The sequence below is a fragment of the Aeromicrobium marinum DSM 15272 genome (genome assembly GCF_000160775.2).
GTDB lineage: Bacteria > Actinomycetota > Actinomycetes > Propionibacteriales > Nocardioidaceae > Aeromicrobium > Aeromicrobium marinum.
This window is the reverse complement of sequence record NZ_CM001024.1, coordinates 2,015,168-2,029,389: the sequence shown is the minus strand read 5'-3', so window position 1 is coordinate 2,029,389 and position 14,222 is coordinate 2,015,168. Positions and strand designations below refer to the sequence as shown.

Genomic DNA, 14,222 nt, shown 5'->3' with positions numbered 1-14,222 from the left:
GACTACTCGTCCCGCCGACGTCGGGACTGCTCGATGCGCGCGGCGATGTCCTCGTCGGCGGGGTAGCTGACCTCCTCCAGCACCAGCCCGTGCGGCTCCATCACCTTCACGCGGCCGTCACGGACCCGGCCGGAGAGGACCTCGGCGGCGAACTCCGGCGGGAACCGGCGTTCACCCACGGCCACCAGGCAGCCCATCAGCGAGCGCACCATGGCGTGGCAGAAGGCGTCGGCGCGCACCGTGGTGGCGATGGTCTCGCCACCACGGATGGTGCGCAGCGCCAGCAGGGTCCGGATCGTGGTGGCCCCGGCGCGCTTCTTGCAGAAGGCGGCGAAGTCGTGCTGGCCCAGCAGGTGCTCGGCCGCGGCGTTCATCAGGTCGACCGAGAGCGGACGCGGGTGGTGCACGATCATGCGGCGGGCCAACGGATCGGGGCCCGCGGGGTGGTCGGTCATGCGGTACACGTAGCGACGTTCGGTGGCGGCGAACCTGGCATCGAACCCCGGTGGCGCCTCCACGACGGACTTGATGCGGATGTCGTCCGGCAGGTAGCGGCGCAGACGCCGCTCCAGCACCCCCGGATGGGTGTCGAGGTCGACGTGCGCGACCTGTCCGCGGGCGTGCACGCCCGCGTCGGTGCGGCCGGCGCACGTCAGGGTGGGCGTGGGGTCGAGCCTCAGCATCGTGCCGAGCGCGGACTCGATCACGCCCTGCACCGTGCGCTGTCCCGGCTGGACGGCCCAGCCACGGAAGTCGGTGCCGTCGTAGGCCAGGTCGATGCGCAGTCTCACCCGGACACGGTAGTGGTCGGTCGCCGGCTCAACCTCGTCCGGCCCTGCGGAGCGGCACGTAGCCGTCGCCCTTGTCGGGATCGTGGAAGTCGCGGACCAGTCGGACCAGCAGGTCCGGCTTCTCGACGATCACCGCGTGGGTCGAGCGGGGGACGACGGCCAGCTCACCGTCGGGGAGAGCCTGGTACATCTCGACGGCGTGCTCCAGACGGACTTCGTCGTCGTCGCCGAGGACCACCAGCACCGGCAGGGTCAGCCGGTGCAGCTGCTCGGTGGTGACGACCGGGCTCTCGTGGTGCATCCGGTCCAGCTTGGCCACCACGACGGGCCAGTGGTCTCGGCCGTCCGGTGACACCTCGCCGTAGGAATCTGCCAGGAACGCCGGCGGATCACCGTCGAGCACACCGGCGTGCCAGCCCTCGTGGTGGAACGGCGCCGCGGCGAACACCAGGTCGCGCACCAGGTCGGGTCGGGCGAGAGCGACGTGCAGGGCGACGATCGCCCCGTCGCTGTACCCGAACAGGTGCACGGGCCCGCACCCCAGCCGGTCGATGAGTGCCGCCGTGTCGGCGGCCATGAGGTCGTGGCCCAGAGGACCGTCGACGTCCGGCGTCCGCCCGTGGCCCCGCTGGTCGGGCGTGATCAGGCGGTAGTGACCGGTCAGTCCGTCGAGCAGGGGGTCGAGGGCGCGGGAGTCCACCCCGCCGGGGTGCAGCAGGACGAACGGCTCGCCCTCACCGCGGTCGGCGAACCACAGGTCGACGGACGGCCCGGGCGGCACGGCTCAGGCCCAGCGCTCCGAGGCGGCGACGAAGTCGAGCTGCCGGCCACCGGTGTAGATCTGCTTGGGCCGGGCGATCTTCTGCTCCTTGTCGTCGACCAGCTCGAGCCACTGCGCCAGCCAGCCCGAGGTGCGGGGGATGGCGAACAGCACGGTGAACATCTCGGGCGGGAACTGCAGCGCCTCGTAGATGAGACCGGAGTAGAAGTCGACGTTGGGGTACAGCTTGCGGGACACGAAGTACTCGTCCTCGAGGGCGATCTTCTCCAGCTCCACCGCGATCTTCAGCAGCGGGTTGACGCCGGTGACCTCGAAGACGTCGTCGACGGCCTTCTTGATGATCGTGGCGCGCGGGTCGTAGTTCTTGTAGACCCGGTGCCCGAAGCCCATCAGCTTCTCGTCACCGTTCTTGACGCCCTCGATGAAATCCGGGACCTTCTCGACGGTGCCGATGCGCTTCAGCATCTTGAGCACGGCCTCGTTGGCGCCGCCGTGCAGCGGGCCGTAGAGGGCTGCGATGCCCGCACTGACCGCGGAGTACGGGTCGACCTGGCTGGATCCCACCGAACGGACGGCGTTGGTGGAGCAGTTCTGCTCGTGGTCGGCGTGCAGGATGAACAGCACCTCGAGCGCCTTGGCCAGCCGCGGGTCCGGGTCGTACTTCTGCTCGCTCATCTTGAACAGCATCGACAGGAAGTTCTCGGTGTAGGTCAGGTCGTTGTCGGGGTAGACGTAGGGCTTGCCCTGCGCGTGCCGGAAGGACCAGGCGCCGAGGGTCGGCATCTTGGCGATGAGCCGCACGATCTGCTCGTGCCGGATGTCGGGGTCCTTGATGTTGCGGGCCTCGGGGTAGAACGTCGACAGCGCACCGACGCTCGACAGCAGCATGCCCATCGGGTGTGCGTCGTAGCGGAAGCCCTGCAGCTGCGACTTCAGGTTCTCGTGGACGAAGGTGTGGAAGGTGATCTCGTGCACCCACTGGTCGTGCTGCTCCTTCGTGGGCAGCTCGCCGTGGATGAGCAGGTAGGCGACCTCGAGGTACGTGGACTTCTCTGCCAGCTGCTCGATGGGGTAGCCCCGGTACTCCAGGATCCCTCGGTCACCGTCGATGTAGGTGACGGCGCTGCGGGTCGACGCGGTGTTGGTGAATCCCGGGTCGTAGACGGCCAGTCCCGGCTCGTCGTCGGTGCGGCCGATCTGCCCGACGTCGCCGGCACGGATCGTGCCGTCGAGGATCGGGATCTCGTACTCTTCGCCGGTCCGGTTGTCACGGACGGTGAGGGTCTGGTTCTCGGTCACGATGGGTCTCCTGTGACGATCGACAGCGGCGTGTGACGGGTCTGACACGCACCTCCAACCTAGCCCGCCCGGGATCGCGGGGCAGGACAGGGTCGGCGGGCCGCCTCGTTTTGACCTGACCGGTCATCCGCGGTTAGTCTTGTACGTCGTTGTGTCCTGCGGTTTCCCGCCCGGACGACCAGCCGCCCACCGGTGGCGCAGTCGTCGGTGTGCGACCTCGCGGACACCGACCCCCGCCGGAGCCATCCAGCACCAGACATCCCTGCAACGAGAAGGTCACCGCCGTGCGCACGTACAGCCCCAAGCCTGCTGACATCACCCGTCAGTGGCACGTCATCGACGCCGAAGACATCGTCCTCGGCCGTCTCGCGGTCCAGGCTGCGACGCTGCTGCGCGGCAAGCACAAGGCGACCTTCGCCCCGCACGTCGACGGCGGCGACTTCGTGATCATCGTCAACGCCGAGAAGGTCGCCCTGTCGGGCAACAAGCGCACCGACAAGCTCGCCTACCGGCACAGCGGCTACCCGGGCGGCCTCAAGTCGATCGCCTACGGCGACCTGCTCGAGAAGGACGCCCGCAAGGCGATCGAGAAGTCGGTCCGGGGCATGCTGCCCAAGAACCGCCTGGGTGACCAGCTCATCGGCAAGCTCAAGGTCTACTCCGGCCCCGAGCACCCGCATGCCGCCCAGAAGCCCCAGCCCTTCGAGATCACGCAGATCTCCCAGTAAGCGACAGAGAGAAAACAGATCATCGTGGCCCAGACTGAGCAGGCAGCGTCCACCGCGGACGACACCGACTTCCAGACCGACGCCGACGGCGTCGCGTACACCTCCGAGAGCGCGCCGTCCGCCGACGCTCCCGAGAAGCCCGCGACGATCGTGCCCGGCGCGGCCACCGGTCGCCGCAAGGAGGCGATCGCCCGCGTGCGCATCGTCCCCGGCACCGGCGTCTGGACCGTCAACGGCAAGCCGTTGGAGGACTACCTGCCCAACAAGCTGCACCAGCAGATCGCCAAGGAGGCGTTCGCCGAGACCGGTCTCGACGGCCGCTTCGACGTGATCGCCCGGGTGACCGGTGGCGGCATGACCGGACAGGCCGGCGCGCTGCGCCTCGGCGTGGCCCGGGCCCTCAACGGCATCGACGAGGAGGCCAACCGCCCGGTGCTGAAGAAGGCCGGACTCCTCACGCGCGACTCGCGCATCAAGGAGCGCAAGAAGGCCGGTCTCAAGAAGGCCCGCAAGGCGCCGCAGTACAGCAAGCGCTGATCCCCACGTGGGTCGGATCTTCGGCACCGACGGTGTCCGCGGACTCGCCAACCGGGACCTGACCGCAGAGCTGGCCGTCGACCTGTCGGTGGCGGCGGCCCACGTGCTGGGCGAGCGCGGCGAGTTCGCCGACGCCCGGCCCACCGCTGTCGTCGCCCGCGACCCGCGGGCCTCGGGGGAGTTCCTCGAGGCCGCGGTGGTGGCCGGTCTGGCCTCGGCCGGCGTCGACGTGCACCGTCTGGGGGTCGTCCCCACTCCCGGCTGCGCGTTCCTCACCTCGTTCCTCGAGGCGGACATGGGGGTCATGATCTCGGCGAGCCACAACCCCATGCCCGACAACGGCATCAAGTTCCTCGCCCGCGGCGGGCACAAGCTCGACGACGCCATCGAGCTGCTCATCGAGCAGCGCCTGGAGGAGCCCTGGGACCGGCCCACGGGTCGGGACGTCGGCCGCGTGGGCGACAGCCACGCCGGGCTCGCCACCTACGTGCGGCACCTCGTCGACAGCGTCCCCGCGCGGCTCGACGGACTCCGCGTGGTGCTCGACTGCGCCAACGGCGCCGCCCACGAGTCCGGCCCCGGCGCCTTCGAGGCGCTCGGCGCCGAGGTGGTCGCGATCCACGACCAGCCCGACGGGCTCAACATCAACGAGGCCTGCGGCTCGACCCACCTGGACGACCTGCAGGCCGCGGTGGTCGCCCACGGTGCCCAGGCCGGTTTCGCCTTCGACGGCGACGCCGACCGGTGCCTGGCCGTCGACGCGGACGGCACGGTCGTCGACGGCGACCAGCTGCTCGCGATCCTCGCCACCGCGGCCCGCGACGCCGGCGGCCTGCGGGACGACACCGTCGTGGCGACCGTCATGAGCAACCTCGGCTTCGTGCAGGCGATGGAGCGCGAGCAGATCCGGGTGGTGCAGACCGCCGTGGGTGACCGGTACGTGCTCGAGGCGATGCGGGCCGGCGGCTACTCCGTCGGGGGCGAGCAGTCCGGTCACGTCATCATGAGCGAGTACGCGACCACCGGGGACGGCGTCCTGGCGGCGCTGCACGTGGCCGCCCGGATGGTGCAGACCGGCCGGACGTTGGCCGAGCTCGGAGCCCTCATGACCCGCCTGCCGCAGGTGCTGGTCAACGTGCCCGACGTCGACAAGACCCGTGCCGCGACCGACCCCGTCCTGCAGGGAGAGGTCACCGCCGCCTCGGCGCGGCTGGAGGGCCGCGGTCGGGTGCTGCTGCGGCAGTCGGGCACCGAGCCCCTCGTGCGGGTGATGGTCGAGGCCCCGACCCAGGACGAGGCCGCCGCCGTCGCGGACCATCTCGCCGGCGTGGTCCGCTCCCGCCTGGCCCTCTGACGCGACGGCGAGCGACAGCGCGTCGCGACGGCGGTACTCTCCCCGGGTGACCGGCATCACGGTGGTGGAACCGCACGACGACGCGATGATCACCCGCTGGCACGAGGCGTACGAGCGGGCCTTCGACCGACCCTTCGACCAGCCGTGGACGCTGGCCGAGAAGCGTGAGCACGTGCGGGACGACGCCTACGAGCACCTGACCCTGGTGCTGCTGGGCGACGATGCCGGTCGCACCGTCGCCGGCGGGTGGACCAAGCTCCCGCAGAAGGACAACACCGGGCTGGCGTACGTCGAGGTGTTCGTCGACCCGGGCCACCGGCGCCAGGGCTGGGGACGCCGCGTCGAGTCGGCGGTCGTCGACCTCGCCCGGGCCGCCGGACGGGCCAGGGTCGTGGGGGAGGCCGCCTGGGAGGTGGCGACGCCGACCGGCGACGCAGGCCGCTTCGCCGAGGCCTGCGGCTACCACCTCGACCTGATGTACGCGCAGCGCGAGCTGTTGCTCCCGGCCGCGGTACCGGCCCTCCGCCTGTCACCGGCGTACACCCTCGACTCCTGGAGAGGGTCGTGCCCGGACGCCTGGGTCGACCAGTACGCGGATCTGCGACGCCGCATGAACTCCGAGGCCCCGGCCGGTGAGGTCGAGCTGGAGGACGAGTTCTGGGACGCCGAGCGGGTCCGCGCGGACGAACGGAGCGTCGCGGCGCAGAACCGGCAGATGCAGATCACCGTGGCCCGCGACGGCGGGGGCCGGCTGGTCGGCCACACCCAGCTGGCGTTCCCCGGGGGCAGCGACGAGGTCTACCAGTGGGACACGTTGGTGCTGCCCGACCACCGCGGCCACGGACTCGGGCTCGCCCTCAAGGTCCGCACCATGCAGACCTCGGCCGACCTGCTCGCCGGTCGCCGGCGGATCCACACGTACAACGCGGCATCCAACGCCCCGATGATCGCGGTCAACGAGCAGCTCGGCTACGAGCAGGTGGCGTGGGTCGGGGAGTACGCGCGCGACGTCTGAGCGTCCGGTCAGAGCTTGCGGAGGCGGACCCAGGCGACCGAGTGGTCCTTGCCCTTGCGCAGCACGAGGTCGGCCCGGCTGCGGGTGGTGGTGATGTTCTCGCGCAGGTTCGGCCAGTTGATCGTGTCCCACAGCTCCTCGGCACGGGCCGCGGCCTCGGTGTCGGTGAGCTCGCTGTACCGGTGGAAGTAGGAGTCGGGGTCGGCGAAGGCCGTCTTGCGCAGGCTCAGGAACCGCTCGATGTACCAGCCGCGGATGTCGCGACCCGAGGCGTCGACGTAGATCGAGAAGTCGAAGAAGTCGCTGATCGCCAGACCGGGGCTGCCGTCCCCCCGACGCCGGGCCGGGGCCAGCACGTTGAGGCCCTCCACGATGACGACGTCGGGACGGTTGAGGGTCACCACGTCGTCGGTGACGTCGTACGTCAGGTGGGAGTAGACCGGAGCCTCCGCGGCCTCGGCCCCCGACTTGACGTCGATGACGAACCGCAGCAGCGCCTTGCGGTCGTAGGACTCCGGGAACCCTTTGCGTTCGAGCAGGCCGCGGCGTCGCAGCTCGTCGTTGGGCAGCAGGAAGCCGTCGGTGGTCACGAGCTCGACCTTGGGCCGCTCCGGGGCGTGGCTCAGCAGCTCGCGCAGCAGCCGGGCGGTCGTCGACTTGCCCACCGCGACCGAGCCCGCCACGCCGATGACGTACGGCGTGCGTTGCGGCTGGGGGTTGCCGAGGAACTTCTCGGTGGCCCGGTGCAACCCGGAGGCGGCCCGGATGCGCATGCTGATCAGCTGCGTCAACGGAAGGTAGACCTGCCGGACCTCCTCGAGGTCCAGCTCGTCGCCGAGCCCCCGGACGCGCTCGATCTCGGCGGCACTGAGCGGTTGAGGGGCGTCGCCGGCGAGCTCGGCCCAGGCGGCGCGCTCCAGCTCGACGTACGGCGACGTGTCGCGTGACATGGTCTCCATTCTCACGATGCCCGGTCCGGGCCGTGCACTCGGTACCCTGATGCGCATGTGCGGAATCGTCGGATACGTGGGGCAGCGCTCGGCACTCGACGTCGTGATGGGCGGTCTGCGGCGCCTGGAGTACCGCGGCTACGACTCCGGTGGTGTCGCCCTGGTCGCGGACGGCGAGATCGTGAGCGCCAAGAAGGCCGGCAAGCTCGCCAACCTCGACGCGGTGCTCGCCGAGACCGTGATGCCGCCGGCCACGACGGGCATCGGACACACCCGGTGGGCCACCCACGGTGCACCGAACGACCGCAACGCCCACCCGCACCTGGACGAGAGCGGCCGGGTCGCCGTGGTGCACAACGGCATCATCGAGAACTTCGCGGAGCTCCGCGCCGGCATCGAGGCATCGGGACGAGAGCTGTCGTCCGAGACCGACACCGAGGTGGTGGCCCACCTGCTGGCCGCGGAGATGGAGCGGACGCCGGACCTCACCGAGGCGGTGCGGCTGGTCTGCCGGCAGCTCGAGGGGGCGTTCACCCTGGTGATCTGTCATGCCGACCACCCCGGGACGGTGGTGGGCGCGCGCCGCAACTCCCCGTTGGTGGTCGGCCGCGGTGACGGCGAGAACTTCCTGGGGTCCGACGTGGCCGCGTTCATCGAGTTCACCCGGGACGCGATCGAGCTGGGGCAGGACCAGGTCGTCACCATCACCGCCGACGACGTCGTCGTGACGGGGTTCGACGGTCGCCCCGCCGAGACCCGCGAGTACCACGTCGACTGGGACCTGTCGGCCGCCGAGAAGGGCGGCTACGAGTGGTTCATGCTCAAGGAGATCGCCGAGCAGCCGCAGGCCGTGGCCGACACGCTGCTCGGCCGCCACGGTCGTGACGGACTGCTGCAGCTCGACGAGATGCGCCTGTCCGACGACGAGCTGCGCAACGTCGACAAGATCGTCGCCATCGCCTGCGGCACGTCCTACTACGCGGCCATGGTGGCCAAGTACGCGATCGAGCACTGGACCCGCATCCCCGTCGAGGTCGAGCTGGCCTCGGAGTTCCGCTACCGTGACCCGATCCTCGACAAGACCACGCTGGTCGTCACCATCAGCCAGTCGGGGGAGACCGCCGACACGATCGAGGCCATCCGCTACGCACGGCAGCAGCGGGCCCGCGTGCTGAGCATCTGCAACACCAACGGCTCGACCATCCCCCGGGAGTCCGACGCCGTCATCTACACCCACGCGGGCCCGGAGGTGGCCGTCGCCTCGACCAAGGGGTTCCTGTCCCAGCTGGTGGCCTGCTACCTGCTGGGGCTGTACCTGGCCCAGGTGAAGGGGGTCAAGTACGGCGACGAGATCGCCCGGATCATCGCCGATCTCGAGGGTGTGCCGGCAGGCATCCAACGGATGCTCGACGACGGTGACGAGATCCGCAAGGTCGCGCGCGACCTCGCCGGGTCACGCTCGATCCTGTTCCTCGGGCGGCACGTCGGCTACCCGGTCGCGCTGGAAGGGGCGCTGAAGCTCAAGGAGCTGGCCTACATCCACGCGGAGGGATTCAGCGCCGGCGAGCTCAAGCACGGTCCCATCGCAGTCATCGAGGAGGGTCTTCCGGTCTTCGTCGTGGTGCCGCCCAAGGGCCGTGACCTGCTGCAGAAGAAGATCGTGAGCAACATCCAGGAGGTCCGCGCCCGCGGGGCCCGCACGATCGTCCTGGTCGAGGACGGCGACGACGACGTCGTGCCGTACGCCGACCACCTGATCCGGCTCCCGCGGCTCCCCACGCTGCTGCAGCCGCTGGTCGCCACGGTGCCGCTGCAGATCTTCGCGTGCGAGTTCGCGGCGCAGCTGGGCCACGACGTCGACCAGCCCCGCAACCTCGCGAAGTCGGTCACGGTCGAGTGACCCGGCAGGTGCGGGGCATCGGGGTCGACGTGGTGGACCTGGCCCGGTTCGCCGAGACCCTCGAGCGCACCCCGGGCATCCGGGAGCGACTCTTCACCGGCGACGAGCGGGACCTGCCGCTGGAGTCGCTCGCCGGCCGGTTCGCGGCCAAGGAGGCGCTGGTCAAGGCGCTGCGGGGATCGCACGGCCTGTCGTGGACCGACGTCGAGGTCGTCGTCGACGACCGGGGCGCGCCGTCGTTCCGCCTGTTCGGTCCGGCGCGTGACCGGTGCGACCAGCTGGGCGTCACCGCCCTGCACCTCTCGATCTCCCACGACACCACCGTCGCCACCGCCTTCGTGGTCGCCGAGGAGGGCTGACGTGCTCGCCGCCCACACGGTCGCCGACGTGCGTCGGGCCGAGCAGGGCCTCGCGGACGACACCGGCTGGGACGTCCTCATGCAGCGGGCCGCCCGCGGACTCGCCGACATCCTGGACGACCGGCTGCCCCCCGGGGCCACTCCCGTGGTGCTGGTCGGTCCCGGTCACAACGGCGGGGACGCGCTGTTCGCCGCGGCGCACCTGGGCGAGCGCGGTCGCCGCGTCAACCTGTGCCTGCTCGACCCCGACCGGGTGCACGGGCCCGGGCTGGCCGCCGCGCTCGCGGCCGGCGCCAGCGTCGTGGACTCCCCGCGCGGGCACACCCACCTCGTCGACGCGGTGTTCGGGATCGGGGCCCGACCCGGATTGGAGGGTCCGGCCGCCGAGTGGGCCCGTTGGCAGCGCGAGGAGGATCCGTGGACCCTCGCCGTCGACGTGCCGTCGGGTGTCGACGTCGACGGCGGCACGTTGCCCGGTGAGCACCTGCTGGCCGACGTGACGGTGACGTTCGGGACGCTCAAGCCGGCGCTGCTGCTGGGTCCGGCCGCCGACGCCGCGGGCGACGTCGTGCTGGTCGACATCGGACTCGGGCCGCACCTGGCGACGCCCGCCGTCGAGACCTTCACCCCGGACGACGGGCCCCCTGCCGGTCACCGGATGACCGGAGACGGTCCGGAGCACAAGTACTCGCGCGGTGTGCTCGGCGTGGCCGCCGGGTCGGAGGCCTACGCGGGGGCCGCTCACCTGGTCGTCGCCGGTGCCCAGGCCGGGCCCGCCGGGATGATCCGGTTCGCCGGGTCCGCCGAGCTCGGCCGACGTGTCGTCGACCGGGCGCCGGAAGTGGTCGCCGGACCGGGACGGGTGCAGGCCTGGGTCGTGGGACCGGGCGGCGACGACGGGACCGCCGAGCTGGTCCGGGCCGCGCTCACCGAGCAGGTGCCGGTGCTGCTCGACGCCACGGCACTGCAGTCGCTGCCCGACCGGTTCGACGTCCCCGCCCTGCTGACTCCGCACGCGGGCGAGCTCGCCCGGATGCTCGGCGTCTCGCGGGACGACGTCGACGACGACCCGTGGGGTCACGCCCGGGCCGCGGCCTCGCGGTGGGGGGCGACGGTCCTGCTCAAGGGTCGGCGCACCCTGGTCGTGCCTCCCGAGGGCCCGACCCGCGCCAACCGCTCCGGCACGCGGTGGCTCGCCACGGCCGGCACGGGCGACGTGCTCGCCGGGCTCGCCGGCGCCTGGTTGGCCGCCGGGCTCACTCCGCTGGAGGCCGGCTCGGTGGCGGCACACCTGCACGGGGCCGCCGGGGTCCGGGCCAACCCCGGCGGCCCGGTCACGGCCTCGGGGGTCGCTGCCGCCGTGCCGGCCGTGACCGCTGACTTCCTGGCGGGGGACCTGCACCGGGTGCGTGACTGGTGAGCGCCCACGGCGGCCCTCCCCAGGCCGAGGCCCACGTGGACCTCGACGCCTACCGGGAGAACCTGCGGCTCCTCGGGGACCTGGCCCCGGCCTCGGCCCTCATGGCGGTGGTGAAGGCCGACGCGTACGGCCACGGCATGACCGAGATCGGCCGGGCCGCGCGGCAGGCCGGAGCCGACTGGCTGGGTGTCGCCACGGTCGAGGAGGCGCTCGCCCTCCGGTCGGGCGGCGACGACGGCCCGGTGCTGTGCTGGTTGGCCTCGCCCGGAGCCTCGTACGCCGCCGCGGTCGCTGCCGACGTGGAGGTGACGGCGTCGTCGGTCGGCCAGCTCGAGGAGATCGTGGCAGCGGGCGGACGGCCGCGGGTCCAGCTGAAGGTCGACACGGGACTGTCGCGCAACGGAGCCGCCCCCGAGGAGTGGCCGGACCTCGTGGAGGCCGCCGCCCGTGCCCGCGACGCCGGCCGGATCGAGATCACCGGCACCTGGTCGCACCTGGCCTGCGCAGACGATCCGGAGCACCCGGCCAACGAGCTCCAGGAGCGGGCCTTCCGCGCGGCCCTGGACGTCGTCACCGCGGCGGGGGTCGACCCCGGGCTGCGCCACCTGGCCAACTCGGCGGCCACCCTCACGCGTCCGAGCACGCACCTCGATCTCGTGCGGGTCGGCATCGCCGCGTACGGGATCCCGCCGGACCCCCGTCTGTCGATCGACCTGCCGCTCCGGCCGGCGTTGACGCTCCGGGCCCGGCTCGCGGCGGTCCGCCGGGTGCCGGCCGGCACGGGCGTCAGCTACGGTCACCGGTACGTCACCGAGCGGCCGACCACCCTCGGGCTCGTGCCCGTCGGCTACGGCGAGGGTGTGCACCGGGCCGCGACCGGTCGCGCCGAGGCAGGGTTCGCGGGTCGGCGGGTGCCCGTGGTCGGGACGATCTGCATGGACCAGCTGGTCGTCGACCTGGGCGACCTCCCGGCGGACCGCGGTGATGTCGTGACCCTGTTCGGCGACGGCAGCGACGGCGAACCGAGCGCCACGGACTGGGCCGAGGCCGCCGGGACCATCGGCTACGAGGTCGTGACAGGGTTGGGGGGCCGGATCCGGCACACCTACGGAGGACGACGATGAAGCGCCTGACCACCGCCGCGGTCACCGCAGGGGCGTTCGCGGCAGCCGGGGCCACCGCGACCGTCCTCAACCAGCGCCGCGCGCACCACCGCCGCCTGCGCCGTGGGGAGGCGGTCGAGTTCGGCAGCGTGCGCGGCGACCGGCACACCGTCGTGGCGAGCGACGGCATCGCGATCAACCTCGAGATCGACGAGGTGGACCCCGGCACGCAGGACCCGGTCACCCTCGTGCTCGTCCACGGCTGGATGTGCGACCTCGACACCTGGCACTACCAGCGGCTCGCACTGCGGGGCCGGGTCAGGATCATCGCCGTCGACCAACGGGGGCACGGCCGGTCGGGCCGGACCTCAGGACGCAGCTCGACCTTCCCCCTGCTGGCGGACGACCTCGCGCGCGTGATCGAGGCCCACGCGCCGACCGGGCCGGTCGTGCTGGTCGGCCACTCGATGGGCGGCATGGCCGTCATGCAGCTGGCCGCCGACCGGCCGGACCTGTTCGGCGGACCGGTCGCCGGGGTCATGCTGATCGGCACCAGCGCGGGGCGCCTCGTCCGCGGGAACGCCGCCCTCCAGCGGGTCGGCGCGCTCATCGGTGTGTCGAGCCCCCTGCTGGACTGGGGTCGCGGATTCAACAGCTACTCGGTGATCCGGCGTTGGGCCGTGGGGCCCGATGCCGCCGAACGTCACGCCGACATGTCCAACGAGATGATCCTGCGCGCCCCGACCCGGGTCATCACCGACTTCTACCCGAACTTCCCGAGCCTCGACCTGTTCCACGCGTTGCCCACCCTCGCGACGGTCCGCACCGTCGTGCTGTGCGGCACCGCCGACCTGCTGACCCCGCCGAAGCACAGCCGCCGGCTCGCCGACGAGATCGACAGCGCGACGCTGACGCTGGTCGACGGGGCCGGACACATGGTGATGTTCGAGGAGCACGAACGGGTCACCGAGGCGCTCGAGCACCTGGTCGCCGAGGTCGCATGAGCTCCTACCACGCCCTCGACGTCATCGATGCCGAGCCGGAGCACGCCGAGGTGGTCGCCGACATAATCCGGCGTTCGTTCGGTGCCCGGCCTGCGCTGGACCCGCCCGCGACCGCAGTGCACGAGACGGCCGAGGCGGTCGCCCGCGTGCTGGCGTCCTCCGGCGGCATCCTCGTGGAGCGGCGGGGCCGTCCGATGGGCGCCTTGCTGTTCGACGAGTCCCGTGCCGGTCTGCTGGGACTGCGGCGGGTGGCCGTCGACCCCGAGATCCAGTCGCGCGGGGTCGCCTCGGCGATGGTCGGCGTGGCGGAGGACACCGCCGAGGAGCGGGGGAAGGACGGCATCTGGCTGCACGTCCGGGAGGAGCTGCCGGACACGATCCGGTTCTGGGCCCGGCGCAGGTACGAGCAGGTCGGCGCCCGCGGGCCCCTGCTGGAGTTCGGCAAGACGCTCTGGCTGGCCCGGGAGGCACCGACGCCCCAGCACCTGCACGGGATCGCCGCCCGGTTGGCGACCCTGCTGCGGCCGGGTGACCTGCTGGTGCTGTCCGGCGACCTGGGGGCCGGCAAGACCACGTTCACCCAGGGGCTCGGCGCTGCGCTCGACGTGCGGGGTCCGATCACCTCGCCGACGTTCGTCCTCGCGCGGACCCACCCGTCGTTGGCCGAGGGCCCCCCGCTGGTCCACGTGGACGCCTACCGGCTCGGTGACGTGGCCGAGCTCGACGACCTCGACCTCGATGCCACGACCGAGGAGGCGGTGACGGTCGTGGAGTGGGGAGAGGGTCTGGCCGAGCAGCTGGCCGAGTCGCGTCTGGATATCCGCATCGAGCGTCGACGCGCGCGTCCGGGCGACCCCATCGGCACGGCCGTCACGGACGACGGACCCGGCGAGGAGGTCCGGGTCGTCTCGATCAGGCCCCGCGGCCCACGATGGGTCGGCGTCCCGCTGAGGTCGACGGTGGTGGGCCGCCCCTAGGCTG

14 protein-coding genes are annotated in these 14,222 nt (G+C 71.9%); 10 read left to right on the top strand and 4 right to left on the bottom strand.

Translation table 11 applies throughout. The annotated features are described in order from the left end of the window. Window positions 1-2: 2 nt before the first annotated feature. From truA to HMPREF0063_RS10250, 3 genes are read right to left on the bottom strand one after another with little or no spacing between them, the layout of a single operon-like run. Window positions 3-791, bottom strand: a complete 789-nt coding sequence (gene truA, locus HMPREF0063_RS10260; RefSeq protein ID WP_007078598.1) for a tRNA pseudouridine(38-40) synthase TruA — start codon at window positions 789-791, stop codon at window positions 3-5. A gap of 28 nt (window positions 792-819) precedes the next feature. After that, window positions 820-1,572, bottom strand: a complete 753-nt coding sequence (locus tag HMPREF0063_RS10255) for an alpha/beta fold hydrolase (RefSeq protein WP_007078597.1) — start codon at window positions 1,570-1,572, stop codon at window positions 820-822. A gap of 3 nt (window positions 1,573-1,575) precedes the next feature. Then, window positions 1,576-2,871, bottom strand: coding sequence for a citrate synthase (locus HMPREF0063_RS10250; protein WP_007078596.1), 1,296 nt, complete (start codon window positions 2,869-2,871; stop codon window positions 1,576-1,578). Window positions 2,872-3,155: 284 nt separating this feature from the next. Between HMPREF0063_RS10250 and rplM the strand changes: the two genes are divergently transcribed. Genes rplM through HMPREF0063_RS10230 form a run of 4 tightly spaced genes read left to right on the top strand, consistent with a single transcriptional unit; the run spans window position 3,156 to window position 6,505 of the window. Then, window positions 3,156-3,599, top strand: coding sequence for a 50S ribosomal protein L13 (gene rplM / locus HMPREF0063_RS10245; RefSeq protein ID WP_007078595.1), 444 nt, complete (start codon window positions 3,156-3,158; stop codon window positions 3,597-3,599). A 24-nt stretch (window positions 3,600-3,623) separates the two neighbouring features. Further along, entirely contained in the window at window positions 3,624-4,136 is a 513-nt protein-coding gene (gene rpsI, locus HMPREF0063_RS10240; RefSeq protein ID WP_007078594.1) for a 30S ribosomal protein S9, read from the top strand. A 7-nt stretch (window positions 4,137-4,143) separates the two neighbouring features. Continuing rightward, complete coding sequence (gene glmM / locus HMPREF0063_RS10235) at window positions 4,144-5,490, top strand: phosphoglucosamine mutase (RefSeq protein ID WP_007078593.1); 1,347 nt, start codon at window positions 4,144-4,146, stop codon at window positions 5,488-5,490. 46 nt (window positions 5,491-5,536) lie between these two features. Beyond that, window positions 5,537-6,505, top strand: coding sequence for a GNAT family N-acetyltransferase (locus HMPREF0063_RS10230; protein ID WP_007078592.1), 969 nt, complete (start codon window positions 5,537-5,539; stop codon window positions 6,503-6,505). A gap of 8 nt (window positions 6,506-6,513) precedes the next feature. Here the strand turns inward: HMPREF0063_RS10230 and coaA are convergent, their stop codons facing one another. Then, complete coding sequence (gene coaA, locus HMPREF0063_RS10225; protein ID WP_007078591.1) at window positions 6,514-7,464, bottom strand: type I pantothenate kinase; 951 nt, start codon at window positions 7,462-7,464, stop codon at window positions 6,514-6,516. A gap of 46 nt (window positions 7,465-7,510) precedes the next feature. Here coaA and glmS point away from each other — a divergent pair, with 46 nt between their 5' ends. The 6 genes from glmS to tsaE are packed head-to-tail and all read left to right on the top strand — an operon-like array spanning window position 7,511 to window position 14,218. Continuing rightward, a complete protein-coding gene (gene glmS / locus HMPREF0063_RS10220) occupies window positions 7,511-9,355 on the top strand; it encodes a glutamine--fructose-6-phosphate transaminase (isomerizing) (protein WP_156794094.1) in 1,845 nt (614 codons plus the stop codon). Further along, a complete protein-coding gene (locus tag HMPREF0063_RS10215; RefSeq protein ID WP_007078589.1) occupies window positions 9,352-9,714 on the top strand; it encodes a holo-ACP synthase in 363 nt (120 codons plus the stop codon). The genes glmS and HMPREF0063_RS10215 overlap by 4 nt, the downstream gene beginning before the upstream one ends. A gap of 1 nt (window position 9,715) precedes the next feature. Then, entirely contained in the window at window positions 9,716-11,134 is a 1,419-nt protein-coding gene (locus HMPREF0063_RS10210) for a bifunctional ADP-dependent NAD(P)H-hydrate dehydratase/NAD(P)H-hydrate epimerase (protein ID WP_007078588.1), read from the top strand. Then, on the top strand, window positions 11,131-12,258 hold the full coding sequence (gene alr / locus HMPREF0063_RS10205; RefSeq protein WP_007078587.1) for an alanine racemase: 1,128 nt from the start codon (window positions 11,131-11,133) through the stop codon (window positions 12,256-12,258). Before HMPREF0063_RS10210 ends, alr begins: the two co-directional genes overlap by 4 nt. Further along, window positions 12,255-13,241, top strand: coding sequence for an alpha/beta fold hydrolase (locus HMPREF0063_RS10200; RefSeq protein WP_007078586.1), 987 nt, complete (start codon window positions 12,255-12,257; stop codon window positions 13,239-13,241). Before alr ends, HMPREF0063_RS10200 begins: the two co-directional genes overlap by 4 nt. Then, on the top strand, window positions 13,238-14,218 hold the full coding sequence (gene tsaE, locus HMPREF0063_RS10195; RefSeq protein WP_007078585.1) for a tRNA (adenosine(37)-N6)-threonylcarbamoyltransferase complex ATPase subunit type 1 TsaE: 981 nt from the start codon (window positions 13,238-13,240) through the stop codon (window positions 14,216-14,218). The genes HMPREF0063_RS10200 and tsaE overlap by 4 nt, the downstream gene beginning before the upstream one ends. Window positions 14,219-14,222 lie beyond the last annotated feature (4 nt).